This window comes from Sulfuriferula nivalis (assembly GCF_009937995.1).
Lineage (GTDB): Bacteria > Pseudomonadota > Gammaproteobacteria > Burkholderiales > Sulfuriferulaceae > Sulfuriferula > Sulfuriferula nivalis.
The window spans coordinates 1,255,415-1,281,620 of record NZ_AP021881.1; the positions used below are offsets into that span (position 1 = coordinate 1,255,415).

Sequence of the window (26,206 nt, forward strand, 5' to 3'; positions counted from 1 at the left end):
CTGCTGAAGAAATTGCAGCGGACATAGAATTACCCCCTAAAAATAATGGAAATTACAACGAAGCCCAGCATGTGCCCTAAAACAACAAATAAAACAGGAAATAGTTTACTAAAGACTTTTATATCCTTTTTCCTTATATGACGATCAAATATTCCTATCCCTATGCACTTCCTATATATAAACAACGCTACAAAGAACAAATTTATAAACAATATTGAGTAATTCTTTACAAGACGATCAGTATTCTGATATTCACCAAAAATTAAAAAAGTAAAAATAGAAATAACCAACCCTAGCAAGAAATAATTCCTAATTGGCTTCAACGAATATGCATCTACTGGAAAAACCAATTCATCTTGCAAAGAATTATTCTTATCTTCTAAACTATCGGTCATCAAAATACCTCATATTAAAAATCCGATACTAATCCAACAAGTTTCGATTCAAATCTATGGCACTTAAGTGCCTTTTTTGCATGTGTCCGGTTAAATTCGGATCCCATCAATGTCGTTCAACGCTCCGCTTTTGCCTGACGTGCTTACAATTCCACCCGTTGCTGTGGTAACCCCCCATTAATAACCATAGTTAAAAGTAGAGGTTAAGCGGCCATAGCGAGTTTGTGTTTAGGCGGGATTTCGCCAATCGTGGCTATATCCACCATAGCATCCCCGTAATCTAATGACATAAAAGTTTCGGTAAAATGCCAGCCATTACTGAACCCACAAAAACAAACACAAAAAGCAAAAACAAACCTAATATCCTCGACCCAAGTGTGTTGGCAACTTTGACGGTAAATACCGCCATTGATATAGCCGACAATGCGCCAATAGTGGCAACACCCAAACCAATACAGGCTGCCTTATTACCACGCCACTCTTGCATGCCTACGAAGTCACAACCACTAGCCAGGTAATCCCCCCATTAATAACCGCAGTTAAAAGTAGAGGTTAAGCGGCCATAGCGAGTTTGTGTTTAGGCGGGATACCGCCAATCGCCGTGTTTGGTCGTTCGTTATTGTAAGTCCATAACCAAGCTGTCGCAAAGTTTTGCACTTCCTCGACGGTATCGAACAAGTAATGCGCCAACCAGTCATAGCGCACTGTGCGGTTATAGCGCTCGATATAAGCATTCTGCTGGGGGTTGCCTGGCTGAATGAAGTCAAGTTTGATACCCCGCTGTTCAGCCCATTCCTTAGTCATATTGCTGATGTACTCAGGGCCGTTGTCACATCGAATCACCTTGGGTACGCCACGCCATTCGATGATTTGTTCCAGTGACCGAATCACACGTTCTGACGGCAGCGAGAAATCCACATCAATACACAAACCTTCACGATTAAAGTCATCAATGACGTTGAATAGCCTGATACAGCGGCCATCCGCTAACTGGTCGTGCATGAAGTCCATTGACCAGACTTCGTTGATTTGTGTTGGTACGGCAAGCGCCTCTGGTTTCTCCCGTACCAGACGACGTCTGGGTTTGATGCGTAGGTTCAATTCCAGCTCGCGATATATTCTGTAAACCCGCTTGTGGTTCCAACGAAACTGTTTGGTATTACGCAGGTAAAAATAACACAAGCCAAACCCCCAGTTGCGTTGGTTGGTGGTCAAACGTATCAGCCAGTCGGCGATGAGGGCATTCTCTGACGACAGCTTAGCCTGATAGCGATAGCAGGTTTCGCTGATATTAAAGGCAGCGCAGGCAGTACTGATGCTGATTTGCCTAGTTTGCACTACCAACACAGCCATCTCGCGGCGCAGAGATGGCTTCACCACTTTTTTGCAAGCGCCTCTGAAACGATTTCGGCTTTGAGGCGTTCTTCAGCATACATCTTTTTAAGCCGACGGTTCTCGTCTTCCAGCTCTTTGAGCCTGGCCATCATGGAGGCATCCATGCCGCCAAATTTGGCGCGCCATTTGTAAAATGTCGCTGAACTCATGCCGTGCTCTCGGCATAGTGTAGGCACTGGCGTGCCTGCCTCCGCCAGCTTCAATATCTGCATAATCTGGTTGTCACTAAATCGGGTAGTCTTCATGTAAAAAATCCTCAAATCCTAATTAAGAAAATTCTACTTTTAAATGCACTTATTTGCTGGGGGGATTACCAATTTAGCGCCCCTATAGATTTAAATTAATAAATATTTCATTTATAGACACACTCAATACTGAGCATAGATAACAAAAACATAACAAAGAATCCAACTGTTTCTATAAGTCCCTGCAGTGGATCTGAATCAATGCGATAGACAAATATCGCTCTATCATAAGAAAGTACGTTATATTGATTAATATCGACTTTCCAAACTTGCCTTAAAGGATTATCTGGATACAACCATAGATAAGCCACTGGTTGATTGTGTAACTTATCAACCAAACTTGAAATTGAACGTTCATCAGGATTATTAAAGTTAATAATGCGTTGCATATACCCCACCCCTGCAGCAACAGGCTTAAAACGGATCCAGGCACCACGATGGGGTACATTTACGACTTGCATAAAATAGGGTCCTGATCGAACCAATTGACTCTCTTTTGGAATGATAGAGTCCCCAAATCGGTAGTTCGCAAAATATCCTGACCCTGTCATTGTTGTATAAAACATGATCAGAATTAGCCCTAAAAAAACCAACGTCAGTGGGTTTGTTCTCAAGGAAGGATTTATTTGAATTTCGAAACCAAAAAGTGTCATGTTAATCCTTGTTAATAATTGGCTTTATATGGGATTTTTGCTGGGGGGATTACCCGTTAACCCAACAGTCTTATAGTGGCAAAGGTTAAATTGACATGGATTAATGACACAGCATATTGAGTAATGCACGTTCTGGAATTGCAACAACGAACACGAAAACAAAAAAAAGCCCCACTGTTTTTGCCCAAAAAGCCTCAAAACCTTTTATCACTAAAGCCATCATAAATATGATGGCTATAACCTTACCCATAATCACAAATACAATAAAATCCACTACCGCACTAGAGGGCTAACTTGCCATCATTGCAAAATGACAGTTTGGAACTTGTGCCAGTACCGAGAATATTAGAGCCCCAAAGGCTGATACCAATAGCCGTGTATATAATTTTATTTTTGTCATATCTGATTTTTGCTTTCCACCAATCTAACTGCAAATGGCTTACCGAAAAACACGTCTCCTATTGTTGATTTTAGGTGAAATCCCCTTGCTTACTTTCTTACTTAAGCAAGTTTGCCTTGGTAAAAGGTGGGGGAAGCTTCACTCTCTTTATTATTTTGATGGTGCGCGCTAAACTAATCATGGCGAACATCATTAATTAAGAGTGATGCGTAAGGACAATATTATTTTTATTTGTCGCACCGCAAAACCAGCTGAATCAACATGGAAAGTGTCTTACATTTTATCGTTATTTACTTACAAATTCATGACTGTGGTAGTGCATTCAAGATTGGGAACAACCATTTTCCAAGAAGTCAATATTCAAGCTGGCTATCCATGTCAACGAAGAAATCCAGCCAATATTTGAGGTGGAGCAGTCATTAGTACTGGATGTCGAAATTTGTTAAAGCAGACGCTCATTCACACATTTTTCAAGCCTTACTGAATGCCGCTTTGGCCGAGATTCAGACGTTTGCATCAATGACAGCGATAGTCAGGAATTCGGCCTAAGCTGACATCCGACTAACCTTGTTTGGATGTCAGCAATCAACCCAATAACATTCGGTCATAACTCCATCATCAAAGATCCATAATGCGATCAACAGCCGCTACTCTGATTGATAATTTCACCGATTTCATTCCAATCAATCAAGCGTTATTAATTTAACGTATGATTACATCATATACGGACAGGGAAATTTATTGGGCAATTATGAATCAACAAATTACCAGAAAACAGCACGCCTTATTATTAACGATAGTACGGATCGCTAGGTTAGCATAAAGAATGTTAGTCATATGAAATCGCTTATATCACTCACTTTGCTCTGTGTAGTCTTTCTTTCCGGCTGCAAACATGAAATTCCCCCACTTATTGCTGGTGAGGTTCGAGTTTCAAACTCAGGCAAAGTAATACAAATGAGCCCTGAGCAATTGAAGTTACTGCAGGCGTGGCTAGAAAAAAACCTGTCAAATTGGGGGCGTTGCCTGTACACGCCTCCAGCCCCGTCTGTCATAATTTTATTGCACTATGCTGATGGTTCACAAAGCGCCATGTCATTACTTAAATTTCCTGCAGAAATAAAACAAACCACACTGCTCGCCTCGCATCTAATTGGCAGCAACCTAAGTGAACAGCCGTGCGCTGTTCAATCGTTCTCAGAAAATGAAGTTGGTGCACTTATGTCCATCACTGGAGTGTCGCAGTGAATATGGCAAACTCGACAGTCAAGAGAGTCTGCACAATAGCGCCAGCCCATTGCTTTTGCGTCGGGCATCATAATAAATTTCGAGGGAGTATCTATGCATAACAAAAATAGTTCACTTTTTTTACTTACGCCTTTCACTGCGTTAGCGTTTATATTTATTGCGCTTCTTGCTCCATTAACTACTTTTGCTGCCGAAACATATGATGTTGCTCTTTCGATGGTTAAGACGTTACAACTAGGAAATAATTTGGAGCCTATGAGTTATCGCGTTGCAACAACAACCCAAACGTATCTTATGATTGTTCAAAAAGCGGGAACCTTAACTGCACAGTCTCTTACAAAAGACGAGCTACACCGATTGCAACCTAAGTATCAGGAACAATGGAATACAAACCTTGCTCGCTCATATGCGGAATTTTTTGATTCTACCGAGATGCAATCTATCACTAACGAACAAAAATCGTCAAAATATGTCGGGAAATTTTTATCAAAGCAGAATGATGTTGGCAGAAGTATGCAATTAAAATCAACAAAACTTTTAACTGATTTTGTATCCGAGGCTATGCTTAATGTATTCACTAAAGTTAATGGTGGAAAATGATGCCCAGTCGATCATTCAAGCGTGACGCCGCAGGAGCGTCAAGCCCCTTAACTTTACATAGAATTGTCAAATGAAAATGCTTAAATGGTTACTAGTTCCAGTCATCGCTTTTGCAGCTTTTATATCCTATGGCTTCATACTGGATTATTTATCACAACTAATTCCTGTCCCAGACAAAACAAATATGCCATTTCTGCTGATGGCGCTTATTCTGCCTCAATTCCTTGCCTCTGCATCAACAGCAGTTTTCTGCGCCTATCTCTTAACTGCCCTTTATAATCGCAAAGCTATTTGGGTATCTTTTATTGTGGCTTTACCTGTACTTGTAGTTTCGTTACCGGAACTATCAAACATTGGTAACTTAAAATCTAGTACGTTAGTTTTATTGTACGAAATGGTTGCGTATCTATCCCTTATGCTAGGTTGCTCCTTAATACTTTCAAAGCAAACTAAAGTGCTAAATCGGCATTCAAGCGAGATGCCTAACTGTGCCATTTAATTCTAGGTTAGGATGCAACCCAAGATGCTTGATGCTATTTTTGATTTTCTATCCGAAGTCGTAACCTTTCAACTTGGAAGGTTTTATATCGTAATCATTACGTTCGGACGTTGCAAGCCGAAGATTGGTGACACCAGCCAACCTCTTGTGAGTTTATTTGGTGGAACACTAACGATCATTCTCATAGTTGGAATCTTTGCATGGATAAACCACTCCTAAACTCGCCAGCTACTCCGTGCTTTAACCCGACGCTCAACCTCATTCCCGTTGGTCGCTGGACAGTGCTAAGGTACCGCCGGCTAGCCCCACGCTGGAGGTTCAATGTCTGAAGATGATTTCGAGCCAGTAGTTCTCGAAGACCCGAAGGATCGTCGGTTGCGCCCGTTGTTTGTCGGGCGATTCGCTGATCTACTCGACTTAATTGTTGAACGAAGCCGCTATCGCGGAGAAATATTCCCGAACCATCAAATTACGCAGCATAATTTCGTCTCCCCCAGCAATGGAATTTTGATTACTGTACCACGAGGAGACGACATTGACAGCCCCCACACCCATCCCCGCGCACTTCGAGCACAATCACCAGCGACTGCTGAATTGCCTCAAGCTCAGAGGCATGCAGCCTAAAACCATCGCCTTGTATTCACACGGCGTACGGCGCGCAGCGGTGTATTTTAATGACCAGATAGACGCGCTCACCAAGCCACAATTAACCGACTATTTTGTTCGCATCCTGGATACCCATTCATGGAGTACGCTCAAACATGATCTGTATGGACTGAAGTTCTATTATGCCCATGTACTCAGCCAACCCTGGCCAGGTGCGGATCTGGTTAAACCACCCAAGTCATATAGCCTGCCCGACATCATTACCGTCGCCCAGGCACAACAAATCTTCATGGCCACCCGCGTATTGAGCTACCGCGTATTCTTCTTCACCCTCTACAGCCTGGGCTTACGATTAGGCGAAGGCTTACGCTTGCAGGTAGGGGATATCGATGCGGATCGGATGCGGGTGCAAGTACGCAACGCCAAAGGCAACCGTGATCGATTGGTGCCGTTATCAGAGAACACCTTGCAGGTATTGCGCCGTTTCTGGCTCACCCATCGCAACCCAAGCTTGCTCTTTCCTAATCGACACGGCGGTCTTGCCAAATCGCACTTGGCACGCACCCCGCTGGATCGTGGTGGTATCCAGACCACCTTGGGTCAAGTGACCCGTGACTGTGGCTTAAAAAAAGAATTACACCACACAGCCTGCGCCACAGCTATGCCACCCACCTGATAGAAGCTGGCATCGATTTACTCGAAATTCAGCAGATACTCGGACACCAGTCCATCCTCACCACCATCCGCTACACCCACCTCACCGAACAACGCCATCAGAGCGCACACACTCGCCTTAATCAATTAATGGAGAAATTCCACATTCATTGGGGCAAAGTCAAATGATCAGACTGGCGCACATCGTAGCAACCTACGCAGCTAAACTGCTTGCACAACACGGTCATCACCTATTGCCCAGCCAGCAAGCTGCCTTAACCGCCTTTCAAACCTGCCGTAGCCAGATGAGCCCGAGGATGCAACTTGCCTGTGATGATTGTCAAACACCCAGCTACCTGCCACATTCCTGCGGTCATCGGCATTGCCCGCATTGCCAGGCGCACGAATCACAGCGCTGGATAGACCAGCAATTACACAAATCCATCCCCGCCAACTACTTCATGCTCACCTTCACCGTGCCCGCCCAGTTGCGCACACTGGCCTGGCAACATCAGCGCGTCATGTATGACTTGATCACACGCTGCGCGTGGGAAACAGTCAACACCTTCAGCCAAAACGACAACAAGCTGCGCGGCAGCGCAGGGGCGGTGACTGTACTGCATACCCATAACCGCCGACTGGACTATCACCCCCATGTGCATCTCGTCATGCCCGCTGTCGCCTTTAACCCCAAACAGCGACGCATGCGTCATAAACACGGCAACTACCTGTTTAACCACAAAGCCCTGGCCAAAGTATTTCGTGCCAAATTACTGGCAGGCATCAGACAAGCAGGACTCACCCTGCCAAACGATTACCCGACCGATTGGGTGGTGGATTGCAAAGCCGTCGGCACTGGACAGCACGCTCTGATCTACCTTGGGCGCTATCTGTATCGGGGGGTGATACAGGAGAAAGACATCCTCTCCGACCGGCATGGTCAGGTCACCTTCCGTTACCGGAACAGCCAAACCAAACAAATGGAAACCCGTACCTTGAGTGGTGTAGCCTTCCTGCGACTGATACTGCAACACATTCTGCCCAAAGGCTACCGCCGCGCCCGCAACTTTGGCTACCTGCATCCCAATAGCAAACTACTCACCCAGCTACAGCTGACCCACCTATGGCGACGGAACAATCCGCCGCCAGCGCAACCCAGACCAGCGATACGTTGCCAATGTTGCGGTGGGGTGATGAAGATAGTGCGCACACGTATCAAAGCGATACCGCTAGCCACATCAGCCCCATCTATAAAACGGGAACACAGAGCAGATGACACAGGGTGGGAGACCATGCGCTAAACCAGCCCACACCGCCCACCTGCCAGACTAGGCAGGTATGGCCGTGCTCGCCCTGAAGAAGGCTGAAATTGGGTTAACATGCCCGAAAAGCCGACTAAAAACGGTGAGTTGAATAGAATAAGTTGCTGCAATGGCAACGTGAAGGTCGTGAAATGGCGGGTGGGATGCGTAACGCGTCCAGTTATGCCAGCATAGTCAAAAAGATATTTCCATAAGCGCTCAAGCAACACCCGCCCCAGCCATGCCGGGCTTGTCCAACAAACGGTTCAGATTGTGGCTCGCTTCGCGATCACAATCTAACCTTATTCGTTGGGTTCGGGTCCTCAATACTTTTCGTCGTCTTTGTAGTCGGCGGCATCAGTCTTTTTGTTTACAACCTTTATTTAATCGCTGTGGTTCTTGCCTCGCGTGGTTCTTGGTTGTCACTTACCTTTGAGGTCGCTCTAGTGATCGCTGTTATGCTGTACATCTGGATTTCGCCATTCATTAGGCAGTTGATAGTGGTCGCCATACTTGTCATTATTTCCATGGGTATGTCGCCATTCGTTGAAAGGCTGATCAGTTGACCTCCACACCTAACGAATAAGGTTAGATTGTGATCGCGAAGCGAGCCACAATCTGAACCGTTTGTTGGACAAGCCCGGCATGGCTGGGGCGGGTGTTGCTTGAGCGCTTATGGAAATATCTTTTTGACTATGCTGGCATAACTGGACGCGTTACGCATCCCACCCGCCATTTCACGACCTTCACGTTGCCATTGCAGCAACTTATTCTATTCAACTCACCGTTTTTAGTCGGCTTTTCGGGCATGTTAACCCAATTTCAGCCTTCTTCAGGGCGAGCACGGCCATACCTGCCTAGTCTGGCAGGTGGGCGGTGTGGGCTGGTTTAGCGCATGGTCTCCCACCCTGTGTCATCTGCTCTGTGTTCCCGTTTTATAGATGGGGCTGATGTGGCTAGCGGTATCGCTTTGATACGTGTGCGCACTATCTTCATCACCCCACCGCAACATTGGCAACGTATCGCTGGTCTGGGTTGCGCTGGCGGCGGATTGTTCCGTCGCCATAGGTGGGTCAGCTGTAGCTGGGTGAGTAGTTTGCTATTGGGATGCAGGTAGCCAAAGTTGCGGGCGCGGCGGTAGCCTTTGGGCAGAATGTGTTGCAGTATCAGTCGCAGGAAGGCTACACCACTCAAGGTACGGGTTTCCATTTGTTTGGTTTGGCTGTTCCGGTAACGGAAGGTGACCTGACCATGCCGGTCGGAGAGGATGTCTTTCTCCTGTATCACCCCCCGATACAGATAGCGCCCAAGGTAGATCAGAGCGTGCTGTCCAGTGCCGACGGCTTTGCAATCCACCACCCAATCGGTCGGGTAATCGTTTGGCAGGGTGAGTCCTGCTTGTCTGATGCCTGCCAGTAATTTGGCACGAAATACTTTGGCCAGGGCTTTGTGGTTAAACAGGTAGTTGCCGTGTTTATGACGCATGCGTCGCTGTTTGGGGTTAAAGGCGACAGCGGGCATGACGAGATGCACATGGGGGTGATAGTCCAGTCGGCGGTTATGGGTATGCAGTACAGTCACCGCCCCTGCGCTGCCGCGCAGCTTGTTGTCGTTTTGGCTGAAGGTGTTGACTGTTTCCCACGCGCAGCGTGTGATCAAGTCATACATGACGCGCTGATGTTGCCAGGCCAGTGTGCGCAACTGGGCGGGCACGGTGAAGGTGAGCATGAAGTAGTTGGCGGGGATGGATTTGTGTAATTGCTGGTCTATCCAGCGCTGTGATTCGTGCGCCTGGCAATGCGGGCAATGCCGATGACCGCAGGAATGTGGCAGGTAGCTGGGTGTTTGACAATCATCACAGGCAAGTTGCATCCTCGGGCTCATCTGGCTACGGCAGGTTTGAAAGGCGGTTAAGGCAGCTTGCTGGCTGGGCAATAGGTGATGACCGTGTTGTGCAAGCAGTTTAGCTGCGTAGGTTGCTACGATGTGCGCCAGTCTGATCATTTGACTTTGCCCCAATGAATGTGGAATTTCTCCATTAATTGATTAAGGCGAGTGTGTGCGCTCTGATGGCGTTGTTCGGTGAGGTGGGTGTAGCGGATGGTGGTGAGGATGGACTGGTGTCCGAGTATCTGCTGAATTTCGAGTAAATCGATGCCAGCTTCTATCAGGTGGGTGGCATAGCTGTGGCGCAGGCTGTGTGGTGTAATTCTTTTTTTAAGCCACAGTCACGGGTCACTTGACCCAAGGTGGTCTGGATACCACCACGATCCAGCGGGGTGCGTGCCAAGTGCGATTTGGCAAGACCGCCGTGTCGATTAGGAAAGAGCAAGCTTGGGTTGCGATGGGTGAGCCAGAAACGGCGCAATACCTGCAAGGTGTTCTCTGATAACGGCACCAATCGATCACGGTTGCCTTTGGCGTTGCGTACTTGCACCCGCATCCGATCCGCATCGATATCCCCTACCTGCAAGCGTAAGCCTTCGCCTAATCGTAAGCCCAGGCTGTAGAGGGTGAAGAAGAATACGCGGTAGCTCAATACGCGGGTGGCCATGAAGATTTGTTGTGCCTGGGCGACGGTAATGATGTCGGGCAGGCTATATGACTTGGGTGGTTTAACCAGATCCGCACCTGGCCAGGGTTGGCTGAGTACATGGGCATAATAGAACTTCAGTCCATACAGATCATGTTTGAGCGTACTCCATGAATGGGTATCCAGGATGCGAACAAAATAGTCGGTTAATTGTGGCTTGGTGAGCGCGTCTATCTGGTCATTAAAATACACCGCTGCGCGCCGTACGCCGTGTGAATACAAGGCGATGGTTTTAGGCTGCATGCCTCTGAGCTTGAGGCAATTCAGCAGTCGCTGGTGATTGTGCTCGAAGTGCGCGGGGATGGGTGTGGGGGCTGTCAATGTCGTCTCCTCGTGGTACAGTAATCAAAATTCCATTGCTGGGGGAGACGAAATTATGCTGCGTAATTTGATGGTTCGGGAATATTTCTCCGCGATAGCGGCTTCGTTCAACTAATGGTTCCATTCTTGAAAAAATCCCAGTCTCCTGGATTTTGCTTATATTTCTCGCTATTAACTAAGGACCATAATCTGGTTGGCATTTTTTTGCCACTTACAGTCACAAAGGTATTGGTTCCGAGGGGAGTGGAGGCTTGCGAATTGGGTAGGTATTGGCCTTGAGGCTCACCGGCGAATGAAAAGGTCACGGTTGATATTAAAGATACCAGAAAGAACCACGCTAGCGGTTTCATGTTTTCTCTTTTTTTGGGTTAGCATTAGGATAAAAGACCACCTGTGCTGGTTTAAAATTGACCAAATCCTATGATGGTACAGCGTACTACACGGCTGTTGATAAGTCGATCCGACTGTAGTTGGTTTTGATCTCTAGTTTGAGTAGTTAATGATATTTCTCTAGAAGCTTGATGATTGTATGGTTATCGGATTTCTGTTTTAGAATAGCTCTCCTACCACAAGCGCTCATTGGCGAACCACTTCTGTCTAGCGACGGGAATGTCCGCTAAGGCCGAGATCCGGACAGTTGCGCCAATAACAGCGATGGTCAGTAATTCGGCCTTTGCGTACTGTGGCAATTTCCTGAAAAGGCAGTAAGATCAGTTTGCAGGAATGTCCGCTTCCAACTGAACCATCATGGGCTCTACATTTGACTGTATATTGGTCCCGACCCACCTTCGGGCGGCACCCAATTAATATTCTGCCTCGGGTCCTTAATGTCACAGGTTTTGCAGTGTATGCAATTTTGAGCATTGATTTGAAGCTTCGAACCTTCAGGGATAGAAATGACTTCATATACACCGGCCGGACAATAAAGTTGCTCAGGAGCACCAAAGTATTTGAGGTTATATTGAATCGGAACCTGCTCGTTTTTTAATTTAAGATGACAAGGCTGATTATGTTCATGGGCTATGTTCGACAGGGCAATCGAACTAAGCCGGTCAAAACTTAATTTGTTATCAGGTTTCTCGTAATAAATCGGCTCAGATTCAGTTGTGAGCTTTGTGCATAGGTGATCGGGTTGCTTATGCTTTATCGTCCAAGGCAAATTGAGCCCGATTGATGTGAGCCACAATTCCGCAACAGAAAAAAATCCCCCAACGAATGTCCCCAGTCGTGAAATCCACGGCTTGGCATTTCGGACACGATACAAGTCTTTCCATACCCAAGAGGATTGAAGCTTTGCCATGTAGCCATCCAGTCGATCATTTGCACGCCCAGATTCCATAGCTTCAAATGCAGCTTCAGCGGCCAGCATCCCTGACTTCATAGCATTATGACTGCCTTTTATGCGCGGGACATTCACCATGCCTGCACTGCAACCAATGAGTACGCCCCCAGCGAACACCAGCTCAGGAAGAGACTGAATTCCGCCTTCACTAATTGCACGTGCACCATAAGAAATACGACGCCCCCCCTCCAGAACCGACCGGACTTGAGGATGCTTTTTGAATCGCTGAAACTCTTCAAACGGCGATAGATAAGGATTTTGATAATCTAAATGGACTATGAAGCCGATAGAAACAAGATTTTTACCGTAGTGATATAGAAATGATCCTCCACCAGTATTATTAGTCAAAGGCCAACCAACGGAGTGCTCAACTAATCCGAGTTGATGCTTATCGGGGGAGACCTCCCAAATCTCCTTGAGGCCGATTCCGTATTTCTGAAAATTATCAGGACCTCTTAGCTGGAAATGATCTTCTGCTTTCTTGGTGAGTGAGCCCCTCGTCCCCTCCGCAAAAAACGTATAACTAGCATGAATCTCGATCCCGGGAGAAAATTCGGCTTTCTGCGCTCCCGTAGCGTCTAACCCTAGATCTCCAGTTACAACGCCCTTCAGTGCACCAGTCTCAGTAAAGATCACATCGACAGCAGAGAATCCGGGATAAATTTCAACACCAAGCGACTCAGCTTGAATTGCTAACCACTGACAAAGCTCGCCCAGACTTCCAATATAGTTGCCATCATTAAGCATTAATGGAGGAAGAAACCTCATGGGAAATTTGTATTTATTTTCTGCAGTTAGCCAGTAGAAGTGCTCTTGCTTCACTTCAGTTGTAAGTGGGGCACCAAGCTGATGCCATTCGGGGATCAACTCATCAAGCGCCTTCGGATCAATTACTGCTCCGGAGAGAATATGTGCACCAACTTGCGCACCTTTTTCCAGAACGCAAACACTGAGTTCTTTACTGGCATCATTCGCTAACTGTTTAAAACGAATGGCTGCAGAAAGCCCAGCTGGGCCTGCACCAACAATGAGCAAGTCATAAGTCATTACATCTCTTTGTGTGTCCATTTCGCTCTCAGGGAATGTAGGGTAATTGAATAATATCTGTGGTCGCAGCACCAGCTGTAAAGGCTCGGCATTCTTTCAGAAAGTCGCGAATGCCCGCTGTTTGAAACTTCTGCTTATGCATAACGAAGTGAAAAACCCTGCGCAGATTCAGCTTAGGCATTTCCACAGGAACAAGGCTGCCACGCCTGAAAGCATCGCGTAGTGCGAGCCGAGAAATACATCCGACCCCTAATCCAGACTCGACTGCACGCTTAATGGCCTCTGTGTGTTCTAACTCGAGTCTGATTTTAGGGTAGACGTACTGTTTGGCGAGCGCCTGTTCAATTAACTCTCGGGTTCCGGAACCTTTTTCGCGCATGATCCACGGCTCTTGCATCAGGTCTTTTAATGAAACCTTATCCAATGCAGCCAGTCGATGTCCGGGCGCACAGAACACAACCAGTTCATCCTCTAACCAGGGTTCTACCAGCAAATCAGGATGCGAACAGCTGCTTTCTACCATCCCAAGGTCCAAGTTGAAACCTAGTAATCCCTCGACCATAGAGGCGGTGTTGTGCACAGACAGGTTGATCTTGCTCTCGGGATAAGTCTGCAAAAAATTGACAGCAATCAAGGGCGCGAGGTAGTTCCCAATAGTCAGCGTTGCACCGATACTTAAATTCCCATATCCCAGACGACCAGATAGCAAATCCTCAACGCCATGAGCTCGATCAAGCAGATCTACGGCCTGAGGTAGTAGCCCTCTGCCCATGTCATTAAGCCGAAGGCTTTTACCTACTCTGTCAAAGAGAGGGGTGCCAAACTGCTTTTCAATTTCAGCCAAGGATGTGCTTGTCGCAGATTGTGAGAGTGATAGCGCCTCTGTTGCTCGAGAGATGCTCTCTACTCGGGCAACAGCAACAAAAATCTCTATTTGGCGGAGAGTGAATCTCATAATCTATTAAATCGAACAATATTATCCAAACAATCAATTATGCAGATATTATATGCGCCTTTAGAATGCATGTGCAACGTAAACATTAAAGGTGTTTCAAGGTGAAAATTCTAGTCCCGATTAAACGTGTAGTTGATTACAACGTCCAGGTTCGACCAACTGATGATGGAAGGCAAGTTGAGCTTGCGGGCGTAAAGATGTCGCCCAATCCTTTCGATGAAAATGCGCTTGAAGAGGCGCTTCGTCTAAAAGAAGCAGGATTAGCAACGGAAATCGTTGCCGTGACTTTTGGGAACAGCATGAACCAGGATGTACTCCGGCATGCTTTGGCCATGGGGGTGGACCGCGCTATCTTGGTTGATGTAGATAAACAGCCTGATTCATTGGGGGTGGCTAAGTTGCTTAAAGCCATTGTTAAGCGTGAGACGCCGCAACTTGTGTTGATGGGCAAACAAGCCATTGACTACGACGCTGGCCAGACACCACAAATGCTTGCCGGACTGCTAGGGTGGCCACAAGGAACCTTTGTTTCAAAGGTTGAATTCAAGGGTGAGCAAGTTGAGGTGACCCGTGAAATTGATGGTGGAACGGAAACGCTAAAACTGCAATTACCTGTGGTGATTAGTGTTGACCTGCGTTTAAACTCCCCAAGATTTGTAAAGCTTCCCAACCTGATGATGGCAAAGAAAAAGCCGATTGAAACTTTGAGCGCCAGTGAACTGGTTCCAAACTGCGAATCGAAGCTTAAAACACTAGGTATTTCCTACCCGCCCTCCAGAAAGCCCGCACAGATGCTTACAAGTGTTGACGAGCTGATTGGCAAACTTAAAAACGAGGCAGGAGTTTTATAATGAGCATACTCGTTTTAGCAGAACACGATGGTCAGAAAATAAAAATCTCTACGCTGCAAGCGATAGGCGCTGCAAAGCAAATGGGCTCTCCAGTTCATCTGTTGATTGTGGGCAACCAAATCAGAGAGGTTGTCGCAGATGCTCAGAGCTTAGAGAATGTAGATAAAGTCTTGGTCGCTGAAGCCAGCCGCTTCAATCATCTGTTGGCCGAAGACGTAGCTCCGCTTGTGGCAATGATTGCAACGGACTATCAGGCACTGGTTGCCGCACATACCTCCTTTGCAAGAGACGTGTTACCACGTACGGCAGCTTTACTTGATGTGGCAATGATTTCCGATGTTCTTGAAATTCATTCCCCTAAAACATTTAGCCGTCCGATTTATGCAGGCAATCTGGTTGCAATGGTTCAGAGTGAAGAGTCCATTCAGGTGCTGACCATACGCGGCAACCGCTTCTCTCCAGTCAATAATAGCGATTCACATATCGCTGTTATTGAGGCCATTGATATACCGGACTTACCCATTAATACCATCTGGATTTCTGAGGACAAGCAGGCTTCTGATCGCCCTGCGTTATCAACAGCAAAGGTCGTTGTGTCAGGTGGTCGTTCATTGGGCAGCAAAGAGCAATTTGAAAGTACCTTGGGACCTTTGGCTGCGAATCTAGGTGCGGCAATTGGCGCAACTCGGGCTGCGGTCGATTCTGGTTATGCCTCGAATGAATCACAGGTAGGGCAAACAGGCACACAGGTGGCTCCTGACCTCTATATTGCTTTAGGCATTTCAGGCTCGATTCAACATACAGCTGGCATGAAAGATAGCAAAGTCATCGTCGCTGTGAATCTGGATCCCGATGCTCTAATTTTTCAAGTGGCTGATTATGGGTTAGTTGCTGACTTGTTTGACGTGGTACCGCAACTAAACAATGCACTAGCCAAAAATTAAGAAGGGACGATCATGAGCAAGTTCACATATGAAACAGTTAGCCACGTTCACCATTGGAACGATACTCTTTTTAGCTTCAAAACAACCCGTGACCAGGGCCTTCGTTTTGAAAATGGGCAGTTTGTAATGATTGGTCTTGAAGTTGATGGCAAGCCATTGCTTCGTGCCTATAGTATCGCCAGTCCTAACTATGAAGAGCATCTGGAGTTTTTTAGTATCAAGGTGTTGAATGGGCCGCTCACCTCACTTTTGCAGCACCTTAAAGTTGGCGATAAAGTTTTGGTGAGTAAAAAGCCTACGGGCACCCTTGTCCTAGCAGACTTACTTCCTGGAAAACGTCTCTTTATGTTTTCTACAGGAACTGGACTGGCTCCGTTCATGAGTCTTATTCAAGACCCAGAGGCATATGAGCAGTATGAAAAGATTATTCTCATTCACGGCGTTAGAACAGTTAGTGAACTGGCTTATGAAGACTTCATAAGCAAAGTTCTTCCTGAAAATGAGTTTTTTGGTGAAGAAATTCGCCAAAAGTTACTTTACTACCCGACGGTAACTCGTGAGGCATATCGTAATCAAGGCAGACTTACCGACCTAATCGAATCGGGAAAGCTTTTCGAGGACTTGGGTATCGAACCTCTCAACCCTGAAACAGATCGAGGAATGATTTGCGGCAGTCCAGCAATGCTCGATGACACGAGTGAGATGCTGAACCGCCGTGGGTTTGTTATTTCTCCAAGGACGGGGGTGCCAGGGCATTATGTGATCGAAAGAGCATTTGTTGAGAAATGATTGGCGCGACAACCTAAAGTCCGGGAAGTTTTTCACCACCAATGCTAGCTTTCTGGCGTCATATTCTGACACGAGACCATCAAGCATGCTTGGTCGAATGACCGCTACGGTAGAGTAGGGAGGCATTTCGAGAATGGCAATTGTTGTCGTCAGCCACTATTGGTGAATGGTATTATCAGTTGATCGTCAATATTGTAGATGTACAATACTGGCAAAAGGCTGGTAAAGATTTATCACGGCATTATGATGAAACCAGGTTGTTGATACTTCATTTGAGGTCTTGAAAGAAATGTTCATTTCGAAGTTTGTTAACTGGTTGACGGAGAAAAAACTGCTTCATCAATCTCGCCGCTGGCGTCGCGAAAAACTTGTGAATTTGTTTGAAGTAACGTATTCATCAGAGCAACCAAAACAACAAGCGCTAGTGGAAGAAGCCACTGTTAGCCCCAAGCTTCCAACACCGAAGACCATTAAACAAAAATAAATAAGGTGATTTTGAACTGAAATTACCACGACCTTAACAGCGGGATAGTGCTGACATGAACATAGAATCTCCTATACACCAACCTACCAATCAGGAAGTTCTGCTGCAATTATTGCAAAAGCATAAACTTGTCACAGATATGCTGCATAAACAGGAGATGCCACGTCATGAGCTCGTTGAGTCATTGGTGCGCAAGCAGAGCCTAGTACAAATGCAGCAGATTCTGAAAAAGATAGATCCTGTTGAGATCGCCCATTTTCTGGAAGACCTGCCTTCAGAGGATCAATTATATATTTGGGATCAGGTGGCTGAGGACAAAAAAGAAGCTGTCTTACGAGAAGTGACATTTGATGTTTTACAAGCATTAGGATATCGAGAATTCAAAAAAGAACGATCAGGTATCAAAGCCTTTGACCTAAACGAAGGACGCTTGCGTGAAATCGCCATCAATAGCCGGGAAGGTCTAGTCGAGACTAAACCAATCTGGATTGACCTGGTTAATCCCTCGTTCGAAGAGCGCGTTTGGCTAGGCGATTTTTTCGGTATCGACTTGCCTGATCCAGATGGGTTGGGTGACTTGGAATCAAGTGCTCGTTTCTATGTTGAGGAAAACGGTGAAATTCACCTGCATTCTGACTTTTTGCTCGACCGCGAGGATGTGTCCCGTAACGTAGGTGTTGGATTCATTTTGCACAAAGACATTTTGTTTTCAGTACGCAAAGAGGAACTGCCCGTTTTCAGGTTACAGCGTTTGCGTGCACTTTCGCAACCTAATTATGTGACGAATGCACGCGATGTTTTACTGGACCTCTATGCGGCTGATGCGGAATATTCAGCTGAGGCGCTTGAGGATGTATATCGCGGCCTGGAAACTGTTGGCAAGCATGTACTCAGCAAGCAAATGAGCGATGAAGATGCCGCTGCCATGTTAACAGCGATCGCACATGAAGAAATTCTGAATGGGTTAATTCGTAGAAATGTGCTGGATACACGACGTGCTGTTTCCTTCCTTATGCGCAGCCGCTTTTTAGACAAACAACAACTGGATGATGCCCAACAAATCCTACGGGATATCGAATCACTCGATGGGCATACTACTTTTTTGTTCGGCAAAATCAATTTTTTGATGGATGCGACAGTCGGCTTTATCAACATCAACCAGAACAAAGTCATTAAACAACTGACGGTGCTCAGCGTCGTATTTATGCCACTTAATATTATTGCGGGTATGGGTGGAATGTCAGAATTCTCAATGATGACCCATGGAATTCCTTGGCCTATTTCATATGGGGCCTTCACCATAGGGATGGGTATCGTTGCTTGGATTACCTTTTTACTGTTACGATTCTTTGAAAAACGTAAGTTGCGTAGCACTTCGGCAGCTGGCAGCAACACATCAGTTTGAGCTGTTAAACAACATGCTGATGCCCCACACACCTTTCTAGTTAAAATACAGGTGAATACAAAAATTAAGTGAAATATGCAAACATCCTGCAAAGGCTGTCAACACACTGACTCCTGCCGCGTTATTTGCTATGACGGTGATGATTTTTCATCCTGATCAACCAACCACCGATTTTTACTTTGAGGATTCCAAAATGAACAAATTATTATCCGCTATTATCGTTGCAGCTTTTGCTGCTGTTTCCTTCTCTGCTGTTGCTGCTGATGCACCTGCACCAGCTGCTGAAGCTGCTAAAACCGAAATGGCTGCACCAGTAAAGCATAAAACCAAAAAACATCACGCCAAGAAAAAAGCCGCCGCTAAAAAAGAAACCGCTGCACCAGCTGCTGAAGCACCAGCTGCCAAGTAATTAGTTCTGGGTAGTATTAAGAGGCAGGGATATCCCTGCCTTTTTTATGGGTGGAATTCGCCTCACCAAAGCGGGTAATTTGCATACTAATGCAGTCTGCTAATTTTACGAGCACTCAGTAATGGACATAATCCGTAAGCGTCCAGCCCATCCACCTGTCATTGCCCGCCAAACTCATGCAATCTAGCTGCTTTTTTATGAAAGGCACGCTAGATGGCTACTCGACACACGCCTGATTTTTGGCAAACGCACCTTACCGCTTGGCAACAAACCAAACTGACCGTCACAGCTTATTGCACCCAGCACGGCTTATGTGCCAAGACCTTTTATCGCTGGCGCAGCCAGCTGACAACAGCGCCCAATCTCACGCGCCAGCCACCGCTAACCCTCATCCCCGTCAGTGTTCAACCTGCGCCTGTCACGGGCACGCTCCAGCTCCACAGCCCCACTGGCTGGCGGGTAGAGCTTCCCATTGCTAGCACGCCCTGGCTAATTGACTTGTTGCGGCAACTGCCATGATATCTGCCCATCCCATCAGCCCCATCGCCACCCAGGTCTGGCTAGTCATCGAACCCGTGGACATGCGCATCGGCATAGATGGCCTTTCCCAGCGCATCCAGCACCGCCTGGGTCGCAGTCCCTGCGACGGCGCCGCCTACGCCTTCCGTAATCGTCGCCAAACGCGGGTCAAGCTCCTGGTCTGGGATGGCACAGGGGTCTGGTTGTGCCAACGCCGACTGCATCGTGGTCACTTCACCTGGCCAGACATCGCTGCCATCACCCATCCTTTAACCCCCACACAGTGGGACTGGCTGATCACAGGTATCGACTGGCAAAGACTCAGTGCCCCAGCCCCTGCCCACTGGCAGGTGTAGCCACTCATGATTCAGTAAAAACATGCCTGAAACCCGCATTATTGCTGGTTTCAGGCGGGGTGAAATGGTATAATTCAAGCATGGATTCAGCCCAACAACTTGCCCAATTTATCCCCGATCCCGCCTTGGCGGCGTATGTGGATAAGCTGTTGGCGCAGGTTAAACAGGATGCTGAACTCATTCAACAAAACACAGTATTACTCCAGCAAAACACCGCACAAATCCTCACGCTGACTAAGCAAATCCAGCACGCCGAACTCAAGAACCAGGCTTTGGTACTGGAACTTGCCTATTACCGCCGCATCCGCTTCGCCAACAAGAGCGAGCAGCTCTCGCCTGAGCAGCGTGCGTTGTTTGATGAGTGCTGGGCAGCCGACATCACGGCCATTGAAGCCCAAATCGGGCAGCCAGATACACCTAATACCGAAGATGCGACAACCGCTATCCCCAAGCCTGCGCGTCCACGCGCAGGTCGTCAGCCACTGCCTGACCATCTGCCCCGCATCATTCATCGCCATGAGCCTGCATCTTGCCAGTGCGGTGCGTGTGGTGGTGCGTTAATCAAAATCGGTGAAGACATCAGCGAACAACTGGATGTCGAACCTGCCCAGTTCACCGTGCATCAACACATCCGTCCACAGTATGCTTGTCGCCACTGCGAAACCGTTGCTGCCGCCCCCATTCCAGCTGCCGTCATCGACGGCGGCGTGGCGACATCAGGTTTGCTGGCGTGGGTGATGATCAGTAAATTCGTTGATCATTTACCGCTCTACCGTATAGAACACATTGCCCAGCGCAGCCAGGTGACCCTGGCGCGTTCCACCTTGGCGGAGTGGGTCGGACGTGTGGGGGTAGCGTTGCAACCGTTGGTCGACAGGCTCACTGAATTACTGCTGGCACGCAGTGTATTGCATGCGGATGAAACGCCAGTGCCACAATTAGACCCCGGGGCGGGCAAAACCAAGAAAGCTTATCTGTGGGCTTACCGCACGGGTGATTTGGCATCCCCTTCATCCGCACCGCCTATCGTGGTGTTTGACTATCAGCCAGGGCGACAGGGATTGCATGCGCGGCACTTTCTGGCAGGTTGGCAAGGACACTTGATGGTTGACGATTACGCTGGTTATAAAGCGTTATTTACCCAAGGCATCACTGAGCTGGCATGCTTCGCACATGCACGTCGGAAGTTCTTTGATTTGCATGCGGCCAACCAAAGTCCAATTGCAGCGGCTGCGCTGCAGCGTATCGCGGCACTCTATGCCATTGAGCAGGCTGCGGACAAGCTGGATGCGGCAGGTCGTTTGCAGTTGCGCCAGACTCAGGCAAAACCGTTATTGGGCGAACTGCATGACTGGTTAATCCAGACTCGCGTCAAAGTGGCCGATGGCAGCGGCACAGCCCGCGCGTTGGATTACAGCATCAAGCGTTGGCCAGCACTGATACGCTATGCGGACAGCGGCATCTTGCCTATTGATAACAACCCAGTCGAAAATGCGATACGACCCATTGCCATCGGCAAAAAGAATTGGCTGTTCGCAGGCTCAGAACGTGCAGGCAAACGCGCTGCAGCGATTCAGAGTTTGTTGGCTACCGCCAAGCTCAATGGCTTGGAACCCTATGCATGGCTCAAAGATACGTTGGAAAAATTACCGGTCTGGCCTAATAGCCAGATTGATGAATTGCTGCCGTTTAAAAATGAACTACCATAAGTAGTGAAGGGATTGGAGTGGCTGGGCTGGACGCTTACCATAATCCGCAATATTCAGGCTTTCAATGCAGGTCGTGACCCTGAGCGCCTTGTCATTAAGTATCGCAATATGCGATCAAGTCCTTTCATATTTTTACGCGGAACGTGTCATCTGTTTTACGATCGCTTACCACATGAACAAATGCTGGATCGTGCGCCACTGACTTGGTTATGTGGTGATTTGCATATTGAGAATTTTGGTAGTTATAAGGGCGATAATCGCCTCGTATATTTTGATATCAACGACTTCGATGAAGCAGTGCTGGCACCGTGCAGCTGGGATCTGATTCGCTGCCTGAGCAGCATTCTGGTTGGCGCCAAGAGCATGGCAGTCAAACGGCCAGACGCCTTGGTGTTGTGCCGAAAATTCCTTGATGGATATGTAGCAGCTTTGACCAATGGTAAAGCGCGCTGGATTGAGCGCGACACCGCTGTCGGTCTGGTCCAAAATCTGCTGGATAACCAGCGCAATCGGTCACGTACCCAATTTTTGGATAGCCGCACTGAGCGTAAGGGAAAACAGCGCCTGATACGGGTTGATGGAAAAAAAGCATTGCCAGTGAGTGATAAGCAACGTAACAAAATTATCACGTTTATGGACAGCTTTGCCAGTCAGCAGCCCAATCCTGAATTTTACCAAGTACATGATGTTGCACGTCGTATTGCTGGCACGGGTAGTCTGGGTGTAGATCGCTACATAATTCTGGTTGAGGGAAAAGGGTCACCTGATCGCAATTATTTACTGGATTTGAAGCAGGCATTACCTTCCTCGTTATCCTCGCATCTGACCATTAAACAACCCAACTGGCAAACTGAAGCCCACCGCATTGTAGCATTACAACAACGAATACAAGCGGTTGCAATGGCGTTTCTGCACCCAGTGGTGATCGGTAAGAAGTCCTATGTATTGCGTGGTTTGCAACCCAGCGAGGACAGAGTTACGTTGAATGGCACGAAGCAATTTCATCTTGTTGAAGGGGTGATGCAAACCATGGGTGAACTTGTTGCCTGGAGTCAATTGCGTAGTAGTGGTCGCAACAACTCGGCAACCAGTGACGTGCTAATCGATTTTGCGCATGAAAAGAAGTGGCAACAGTCGCTAATGGATGTTGCCGAAGAATGCGCTGCACAGGTGGAGCAAGATTGGCATATTTATGCAGAGGCATTTGATGATGGTGCATTTACGAACTAGCTCATAGCAGTTCGCAGTTAATTTATCGACCTTCATAGCGCCGGTCAAATCACTAACGTTTACATGAATAAGAGAAATCCATCGGCAAAATAAACCAGCCCTAACGCGCCAAACATTAAACTAAAATACCAAACAGGTTTCTTCTTCAAGAGGCCAGCAATAGAAGATAGCAAAATTGTAATTTGCAAGAAGATCACGGCCATGCCGAATTTCTTGGAGTTGACTTGGGCAGAATCCCTGATTTGCTCTAATTTTTTAGCTTCCTGTTTAATATCTTCCTTCTCTTTTTCGTACTTTTTAACTTTCATTTCATAATCTGCAATCTTTTCCTTGTATGCGATTAAAGCCGATCCCTGGTTTTTATTGGTCAAAGCAAGCATATCCATTTCAAGCTTTTCCGCTTGCATCGTAAGCGTCCAGCCCATCCACCTGTCATTGCCCGCCAAACTCATGCAATCTAGCTGCTTTTTTATGAAAGGCACGCTAGATGGCTACTCGACACACGCCTGATTTTTGGCAAACGCACCTTACCGCTTGGCAACAAACCAAACTGACCGTCACAGCTTATTGCACCCAGCACGGCTTATGTGCCAAGACCTTTTATCGCTGGCGCAGCCAGCTGACAACAGCGCCCAATCTCACGCGCCAGCCACCGCTAACCCTCATCCCCGTCAGTGTTCAACCTGCGCCTGTCACGGGCACGCTCCAGCTCCACAGCCCCACTGGCTGGCGGGTAGAGCTTCCCATTGCTAGCACGCCCTGGCTAATTGACTTGTTGCGGCAACTGCCATGATATCTGCCCATCCCATCAGCCCCATCGCCACCCAGGTCTGGCTAGTCATCGAACCCGTGGACATGCGCATCGGCATAGATGGCCTTTCCCAGCGCATCCAGCACCGCCTGGGTCGCAGTCCCTGCGACGGCGCCGCCTACGCCTTCCGTAATCGTCGCCAAACGCGGGTCAAGCTCCTGGTCTGGGATGGCACAGGGGTCTGGTTGTGCCAACGCCGACTGCATCGTGGTCACTTCACCTGGCCAGACATCGCTGCCATCACCCATCCTTTAACCCCCACACAGTGGGACTGGCTGATCACAGGTATCGACTGGCAAAGACTCAGTGCCCCAGCCCCTGCCCACTGGCAGGTGTAGCCACTCATGATTCAGTAAAAACATGCCTGAAACCCGCATTATTGCTGGTTTCAGGCGGGGTGAAATGGTATAATTCAAGCATGGATTCAGCCCAACAACTTGCCCAATTTATCCCCGATCCCGCCTTGGCGGCGTATGTGGATAAGCTGTTGGCGCAGGTTAAACAGGATGCTGAACTCATTCAACAAAACACAGTATTACTCCAGCAAAACACCGCACAAATCCTCACGCTGACTAAGCAAATCCAGCACGCCGAACTCAAGAACCAGGCTTTGGTACTGGAACTTGCCTATTACCGCCGCATCCGCTTCGCCAACAAGAGCGAGCAGCTCTCGCCTGAGCAGCGTGCGTTGTTTGATGAGTGCTGGGCAGCCGACATCACGGCCATTGAAGCCCAAATCGGGCAGCCAGATACACCTAATACCGAAGATGCGACAACCGCTATCCCCAAGCCTGCGCGTCCACGCGCAGGTCGTCAGCCACTGCCTGACCATCTGCCCCGCATCATTCATCGCCATGAGCCTGCATCTTGCCAGTGCGGTGCGTGTGGTGGTGCGTTAATCAAAATCGGTGAAGACATCAGCGAACAACTGGATGTCGAACCTGCCCAGTTCACCGTGCATCAACACATCCGTCCACAGTATGCTTGTCGCCACTGCGAAACCGTTGCTGCCGCCCCCATTCCAGCTGCCGTCATCGACGGCGGCGTGGCGACATCAGGTTTGCTGGCGTGGGTGATGATCAGTAAATTCGTTGATCATTTACCGCTCTACCGTATAGAACACATTGCCCAGCGCAGCCAGGTGACCCTGGCGCGTTCCACCTTGGCGGAGTGGGTCGGACGTGTGGGGGTAGCGTTGCAACCGTTGGTCGACAGGCTCACTGAATTACTGCTGGCACGCAGTGTATTGCATGCGGATGAAACGCCAGTGCCACAATTAGACCCCGGGGCGGGCAAAACCAAGAAAGCTTATCTGTGGGCTTACCGCACGGGTGATTTGGCATCCCCTTCATCCGCACCGCCTATCGTGGTGTTTGACTATCAGCCAGGGCGACAGGGATTGCATGCGCGGCACTTTCTGGCAGGTTGGCAAGGACACTTGATGGTTGACGATTACGCTGGTTATAAAGCGTTATTTACCCAAGGCATCACTGAGCTGGCATGCTTCGCACATGCACGTCGGAAGTTCTTTGATTTGCATGCGGCCAACCAAAGTCCAATTGCAGCGGCTGCGCTGCAGCGTATCGCGGCACTCTATGCCATTGAGCAGGCTGCGGACAAGCTGGATGCGGCAGGTCGTTTGCAGTTGCGCCAGACTCAGGCAAAACCGTTATTGGGCGAACTGCATGACTGGTTAATCCAGACTCGCGTCAAAGTGGCCGATGGCAGCGGCACAGCCCGCGCGTTGGATTACAGCATCAAGCGTTGGCCAGCACTGATACGCTATGCGGACAGCGGCATCTTGCCTATTGATAACAACCCAGTCGAAAATGCGATACGACCCATTGCCATCGGCAAAAAGAATTGGCTGTTCGCAGGCTCAGAACGTGCAGGCAAACGCGCTGCAGCGATTCAGAGTTTGTTGGCTACCGCCAAGCTCAATGGCTTGGAACCCTATGCATGGCTCAAAGATACGTTGGAAAAATTACCGGTCTGGCCTAATAGCCAGATTGATGAATTGCTGCCGTTTAAAAATGAACTACCATAAGTAGTGAAGGGATTGGAGTGGCTGGGCTGGACGCTTACCTTGCATCTGGTACAAGTAAGACTTGATTGCCTTGGCCTGATAAAAAGCCCACTGATCAGAAGCCTGGGTCTGGCTCAAGACAGAACGGGTAGAAAATCCACCCCCCTTAAATGTTGCAAGTGTTGCACACACAGCAAATATCACCGTCGTTAGTGCTAAGTAATTTAACCAGGGTTCTTTTATATCTTCAGCCATTTTCTTTTCTCCATTCAAGGCGGCATGATTATCAAACAGCGTCCAAATTTTTTCGGTTTCGATGATTTTCAGCGTCAGTGGAACAGCTAAAAAAGCCATACCAATTCTGGATTAGCTAAAAACAGGTGGTAAATTTAGGTGCTGATTGGTGGGAATTATTGGTT

Annotated in this window: 27 protein-coding genes and 2 pseudogenes; 19 read left to right on the forward strand and 10 right to left on the reverse strand. The window is 47.9% G+C overall.

The genetic code is table 11. The annotated features are described in order from the left end of the window. Positions 1-29: 29 nt before the first annotated feature. The 4 genes from SFSGTM_RS06470 to SFSGTM_RS06485 form a co-directional block, all read right to left on the reverse strand. On the reverse strand, positions 30-395 hold the full coding sequence (locus SFSGTM_RS06470) for a hypothetical protein (protein ID WP_162084472.1): 366 nt from the start codon (positions 393-395) through the stop codon (positions 30-32). A gap of 552 nt (positions 396-947) precedes the next feature. Next, positions 948-2,035, reverse strand: a protein-coding gene (locus tag SFSGTM_RS06475; RefSeq protein WP_162083368.1) for an IS3 family transposase whose coding sequence is annotated in 2 segments (ribosomal slippage) — positions 948-1,783 and positions 1,783-2,035 — 1,089 coding nt in all. Because the reading frame shifts where the segments join, the coding sequence is not laid out codon by codon here. 107 nt (positions 2,036-2,142) lie between these two features. Further along, positions 2,143-2,688: a hypothetical protein gene (locus SFSGTM_RS06480; RefSeq protein WP_162084473.1), complete on the reverse strand. Its 546-nt coding sequence runs from the start codon at positions 2,686-2,688 to the stop codon at positions 2,143-2,145. A 100-nt stretch (positions 2,689-2,788) separates the two neighbouring features. Next, entirely contained in the window at positions 2,789-2,962 is a 174-nt protein-coding gene (locus SFSGTM_RS06485) for a hypothetical protein (protein ID WP_162084474.1), read from the reverse strand. Positions 2,963-3,925: 963 nt separating this feature from the next. Here SFSGTM_RS06485 and SFSGTM_RS06490 point away from each other — a divergent pair. From SFSGTM_RS06490 to SFSGTM_RS06520, 6 genes and pseudogenes are all read left to right on the forward strand, one after another. Continuing rightward, complete coding sequence (locus SFSGTM_RS06490; RefSeq protein ID WP_162084475.1) at positions 3,926-4,336, forward strand: hypothetical protein; 411 nt, start codon at positions 3,926-3,928, stop codon at positions 4,334-4,336. A 93-nt stretch (positions 4,337-4,429) separates the two neighbouring features. Next, entirely contained in the window at positions 4,430-4,936 is a 507-nt protein-coding gene (locus SFSGTM_RS06495; protein WP_162084476.1) for a hypothetical protein, read from the forward strand. Positions 4,937-5,006: 70 nt separating this feature from the next. Continuing rightward, entirely contained in the window at positions 5,007-5,435 is a 429-nt protein-coding gene (locus SFSGTM_RS06500; RefSeq protein ID WP_162084477.1) for a hypothetical protein, read from the forward strand. A gap of 321 nt (positions 5,436-5,756) precedes the next feature. Continuing rightward, a complete protein-coding gene (locus SFSGTM_RS06505) occupies positions 5,757-6,059 on the forward strand; it encodes a hypothetical protein (protein ID WP_162083356.1) in 303 nt (100 codons plus the stop codon). Continuing rightward, positions 6,049-6,884: pseudogene (locus tag SFSGTM_RS06510) on the forward strand (tyrosine-type recombinase/integrase). Before SFSGTM_RS06505 ends, SFSGTM_RS06510 begins: the two are co-directional and overlap by 11 nt. Further along, on the forward strand, positions 6,881-7,996 hold the full coding sequence (locus SFSGTM_RS06520) for an IS91 family transposase (RefSeq protein ID WP_162083488.1): 1,116 nt from the start codon (positions 6,881-6,883) through the stop codon (positions 7,994-7,996). Before SFSGTM_RS06510 ends, SFSGTM_RS06520 begins: the two are co-directional and overlap by 4 nt. 888 nt (positions 7,997-8,884) lie before the next feature. Here the strand turns inward: SFSGTM_RS06520 and SFSGTM_RS06525 are convergent. From SFSGTM_RS06525 to SFSGTM_RS06545, 4 genes and pseudogenes are all read right to left on the reverse strand, one after another. After that, positions 8,885-10,000: an IS91 family transposase gene (locus SFSGTM_RS06525; protein WP_162083488.1), complete on the reverse strand. Its 1,116-nt coding sequence runs from the start codon at positions 9,998-10,000 to the stop codon at positions 8,885-8,887. Continuing rightward, a pseudogene (locus SFSGTM_RS06535) lies at positions 9,997-10,910 on the reverse strand (tyrosine-type recombinase/integrase). The gene SFSGTM_RS06525 and the pseudogene SFSGTM_RS06535 overlap by 4 nt, the downstream one beginning before the upstream one ends. A gap of 754 nt (positions 10,911-11,664) precedes the next feature. Then, positions 11,665-13,299 (reverse strand): electron transfer flavoprotein-ubiquinone oxidoreductase, encoded by a 1,635-nt coding sequence (locus SFSGTM_RS06540; protein ID WP_269780089.1) that lies wholly within the window; start codon positions 13,297-13,299, stop codon positions 11,665-11,667. 28 nt (positions 13,300-13,327) lie between these two features. Beyond that, entirely contained in the window at positions 13,328-14,254 is a 927-nt protein-coding gene (locus SFSGTM_RS06545) for a LysR family transcriptional regulator (protein WP_162084479.1), read from the reverse strand. A 101-nt stretch (positions 14,255-14,355) separates the two neighbouring features. Here SFSGTM_RS06545 and SFSGTM_RS06550 point away from each other — a divergent pair, with 101 nt between their 5' ends. The 10 genes from SFSGTM_RS06550 (at position 14,356) to SFSGTM_RS06595 (ending at position 22,950) form a co-directional block, all read left to right on the forward strand. Next, positions 14,356-15,105, forward strand: coding sequence for an electron transfer flavoprotein subunit beta/FixA family protein (locus SFSGTM_RS06550; protein ID WP_162084480.1), 750 nt, complete (start codon positions 14,356-14,358; stop codon positions 15,103-15,105). Beyond that, positions 15,105-16,049 (forward strand): electron transfer flavoprotein subunit alpha/FixB family protein, encoded by a 945-nt coding sequence (locus tag SFSGTM_RS06555; RefSeq protein WP_162084481.1) that lies wholly within the window; start codon positions 15,105-15,107, stop codon positions 16,047-16,049. The genes SFSGTM_RS06550 and SFSGTM_RS06555 overlap by 1 nt, the downstream gene beginning before the upstream one ends. A 12-nt stretch (positions 16,050-16,061) precedes the next feature. Further along, positions 16,062-16,838, forward strand: a complete 777-nt coding sequence (locus SFSGTM_RS06560) for a ferredoxin--NADP reductase (protein ID WP_162084482.1) — start codon at positions 16,062-16,064, stop codon at positions 16,836-16,838. Between the two features lie 289 nt (positions 16,839-17,127). Further along, positions 17,128-17,322, forward strand: coding sequence for a hypothetical protein (locus SFSGTM_RS06565; protein WP_162084483.1), 195 nt, complete (start codon positions 17,128-17,130; stop codon positions 17,320-17,322). 55 nt (positions 17,323-17,377) lie between these two features. Next, positions 17,378-18,727, forward strand: a complete 1,350-nt coding sequence (locus SFSGTM_RS06570) for a magnesium and cobalt transport protein CorA (RefSeq protein ID WP_162084484.1) — start codon at positions 17,378-17,380, stop codon at positions 18,725-18,727. A gap of 193 nt (positions 18,728-18,920) precedes the next feature. Continuing rightward, positions 18,921-19,136: a hypothetical protein gene (locus tag SFSGTM_RS06575; protein ID WP_162084485.1), complete on the forward strand. Its 216-nt coding sequence runs from the start codon at positions 18,921-18,923 to the stop codon at positions 19,134-19,136. A 213-nt stretch (positions 19,137-19,349) separates the two neighbouring features. Further along, the gene (gene tnpA, locus SFSGTM_RS06580; protein WP_162083703.1) at positions 19,350-19,655 is read left to right on the forward strand and encodes an IS66 family insertion sequence element accessory protein TnpA; all 306 of its coding nucleotides are present in this window, start codon (positions 19,350-19,352) and stop codon (positions 19,653-19,655) included. 62 nt (positions 19,656-19,717) lie between these two features. Then, positions 19,718-20,011 carry an IS66 family insertion sequence element accessory protein TnpB gene (gene tnpB, locus SFSGTM_RS06585; protein WP_232526076.1) on the forward strand — a complete coding sequence of 98 codons (294 nt, stop codon included), beginning with the start codon at positions 19,718-19,720 and terminating at the stop codon, positions 20,009-20,011. An 80-nt stretch (positions 20,012-20,091) separates the two neighbouring features. Beyond that, a complete protein-coding gene (gene tnpC / locus SFSGTM_RS06590) occupies positions 20,092-21,720 on the forward strand; it encodes an IS66 family transposase (protein WP_162084465.1) in 1,629 nt (542 codons plus the stop codon). A gap of 3 nt (positions 21,721-21,723) precedes the next feature. Beyond that, positions 21,724-22,950 (forward strand): DUF2252 domain-containing protein, encoded by a 1,227-nt coding sequence (locus SFSGTM_RS06595; RefSeq protein WP_198420620.1) that lies wholly within the window; start codon positions 21,724-21,726, stop codon positions 22,948-22,950. A 59-nt stretch (positions 22,951-23,009) separates the two neighbouring features. Here the strand turns inward: SFSGTM_RS06595 and SFSGTM_RS06600 are convergent, their stop codons facing one another. Then, the gene (locus tag SFSGTM_RS06600; protein ID WP_162084486.1) at positions 23,010-23,402 is read right to left on the reverse strand and encodes a DUF4337 family protein; all 393 of its coding nucleotides are present in this window, start codon (positions 23,400-23,402) and stop codon (positions 23,010-23,012) included. Between the two features lie 35 nt (positions 23,403-23,437). On the opposite strand from SFSGTM_RS06600, the gene tnpA (SFSGTM_RS06605) reads away from it, so the two are divergent. The 3 genes from tnpA (SFSGTM_RS06605) to tnpC (SFSGTM_RS06615) all read left to right on the forward strand — a co-directional run bounded on the left by tnpA (SFSGTM_RS06605) (position 23,438) and on the right by tnpC (SFSGTM_RS06615) (position 25,808). Further along, positions 23,438-23,743: an IS66 family insertion sequence element accessory protein TnpA gene (tnpA, locus tag SFSGTM_RS06605; RefSeq protein WP_162083703.1), complete on the forward strand. Its 306-nt coding sequence runs from the start codon at positions 23,438-23,440 to the stop codon at positions 23,741-23,743. A gap of 62 nt (positions 23,744-23,805) precedes the next feature. Then, on the forward strand, positions 23,806-24,099 hold the full coding sequence (gene tnpB / locus SFSGTM_RS06610; RefSeq protein WP_232526076.1) for an IS66 family insertion sequence element accessory protein TnpB: 294 nt from the start codon (positions 23,806-23,808) through the stop codon (positions 24,097-24,099). A gap of 80 nt (positions 24,100-24,179) precedes the next feature. Continuing rightward, positions 24,180-25,808 (forward strand): IS66 family transposase, encoded by a 1,629-nt coding sequence (gene tnpC / locus SFSGTM_RS06615; protein ID WP_162084465.1) that lies wholly within the window; start codon positions 24,180-24,182, stop codon positions 25,806-25,808. Here tnpC (SFSGTM_RS06615) and SFSGTM_RS17085 read toward each other — a convergent pair. Then, the gene (locus SFSGTM_RS17085; RefSeq protein ID WP_232526056.1) at positions 25,800-26,141 is read right to left on the reverse strand and encodes a DUF4337 family protein; all 342 of its coding nucleotides are present in this window, start codon (positions 26,139-26,141) and stop codon (positions 25,800-25,802) included. The two genes, tnpC (SFSGTM_RS06615) and SFSGTM_RS17085, sit on opposite strands and share 9 nt — an antisense overlap. Positions 26,142-26,206 lie beyond the last annotated feature (65 nt).

Bases quoted from the DNA above. Each gene is read 5' to 3' on its own strand.
- SFSGTM_RS06470 (WP_162084472.1), bottom strand. From the start codon at position 395: ATGACCGATAGTTTAGAAGATAAGAATAATTCTTTGCAAGATGAATTG.
- SFSGTM_RS06480 (WP_162084473.1), bottom strand. From the start codon at position 2,688: ATGACACTTTTTGGTTTCGAAATTCAAATAAATCCTTCCTTGAGAACA.
- SFSGTM_RS06490 (WP_162084475.1), top strand. From the start codon at position 3,926: ATGAAATCGCTTATATCACTCACTTTGCTCTGTGTAGTCTTTCTTTCC.
- SFSGTM_RS06495 (WP_162084476.1), top strand. From the start codon at position 4,430: ATGCATAACAAAAATAGTTCACTTTTTTTACTTACGCCTTTCACTGCG.
- SFSGTM_RS06500 (WP_162084477.1), top strand. From the start codon at position 5,007: ATGAAAATGCTTAAATGGTTACTAGTTCCAGTCATCGCTTTTGCAGCT.
- SFSGTM_RS06505 (WP_162083356.1), top strand. From the start codon at position 5,757: ATGTCTGAAGATGATTTCGAGCCAGTAGTTCTCGAAGACCCGAAGGAT.
- SFSGTM_RS06520 (WP_162083488.1), top strand. From the start codon at position 6,881: ATGATCAGACTGGCGCACATCGTAGCAACCTACGCAGCTAAACTGCTT.
- SFSGTM_RS06525 (WP_162083488.1), bottom strand. From the start codon at position 10,000: ATGATCAGACTGGCGCACATCGTAGCAACCTACGCAGCTAAACTGCTT.
- SFSGTM_RS06540 (WP_269780089.1), bottom strand. From the start codon at position 13,299: ATGACTTATGACTTGCTCATTGTTGGTGCAGGCCCAGCTGGGCTTTCT.
- SFSGTM_RS06545 (WP_162084479.1), bottom strand. From the start codon at position 14,254: ATGAGATTCACTCTCCGCCAAATAGAGATTTTTGTTGCTGTTGCCCGA.
- SFSGTM_RS06555 (WP_162084481.1), top strand. From the start codon at position 15,105: ATGAGCATACTCGTTTTAGCAGAACACGATGGTCAGAAAATAAAAATC.
- SFSGTM_RS06560 (WP_162084482.1), top strand. From the start codon at position 16,062: ATGAGCAAGTTCACATATGAAACAGTTAGCCACGTTCACCATTGGAAC.
- SFSGTM_RS06565 (WP_162084483.1), top strand. From the start codon at position 17,128: ATGTTCATTTCGAAGTTTGTTAACTGGTTGACGGAGAAAAAACTGCTT.
- SFSGTM_RS06570 (WP_162084484.1), top strand. From the start codon at position 17,378: ATGAACATAGAATCTCCTATACACCAACCTACCAATCAGGAAGTTCTG.
- SFSGTM_RS06575 (WP_162084485.1), top strand. From the start codon at position 18,921: ATGAACAAATTATTATCCGCTATTATCGTTGCAGCTTTTGCTGCTGTT.
- tnpA (WP_162083703.1), top strand. From the start codon at position 19,350: ATGGCTACTCGACACACGCCTGATTTTTGGCAAACGCACCTTACCGCT.
- tnpB (WP_232526076.1), top strand. From the start codon at position 19,718: ATGCGCATCGGCATAGATGGCCTTTCCCAGCGCATCCAGCACCGCCTG.
- tnpC (WP_162084465.1), top strand. From the start codon at position 20,092: ATGGATTCAGCCCAACAACTTGCCCAATTTATCCCCGATCCCGCCTTG.
- SFSGTM_RS06600 (WP_162084486.1), bottom strand. From the start codon at position 23,402: ATGAGTTTGGCGGGCAATGACAGGTGGATGGGCTGGACGCTTACGATG.
- tnpA (WP_162083703.1), top strand. From the start codon at position 23,438: ATGGCTACTCGACACACGCCTGATTTTTGGCAAACGCACCTTACCGCT.
- tnpB (WP_232526076.1), top strand. From the start codon at position 23,806: ATGCGCATCGGCATAGATGGCCTTTCCCAGCGCATCCAGCACCGCCTG.
- tnpC (WP_162084465.1), top strand. From the start codon at position 24,180: ATGGATTCAGCCCAACAACTTGCCCAATTTATCCCCGATCCCGCCTTG.
- SFSGTM_RS17085 (WP_232526056.1), bottom strand. From the start codon at position 26,141: ATGGCTTTTTTAGCTGTTCCACTGACGCTGAAAATCATCGAAACCGAA.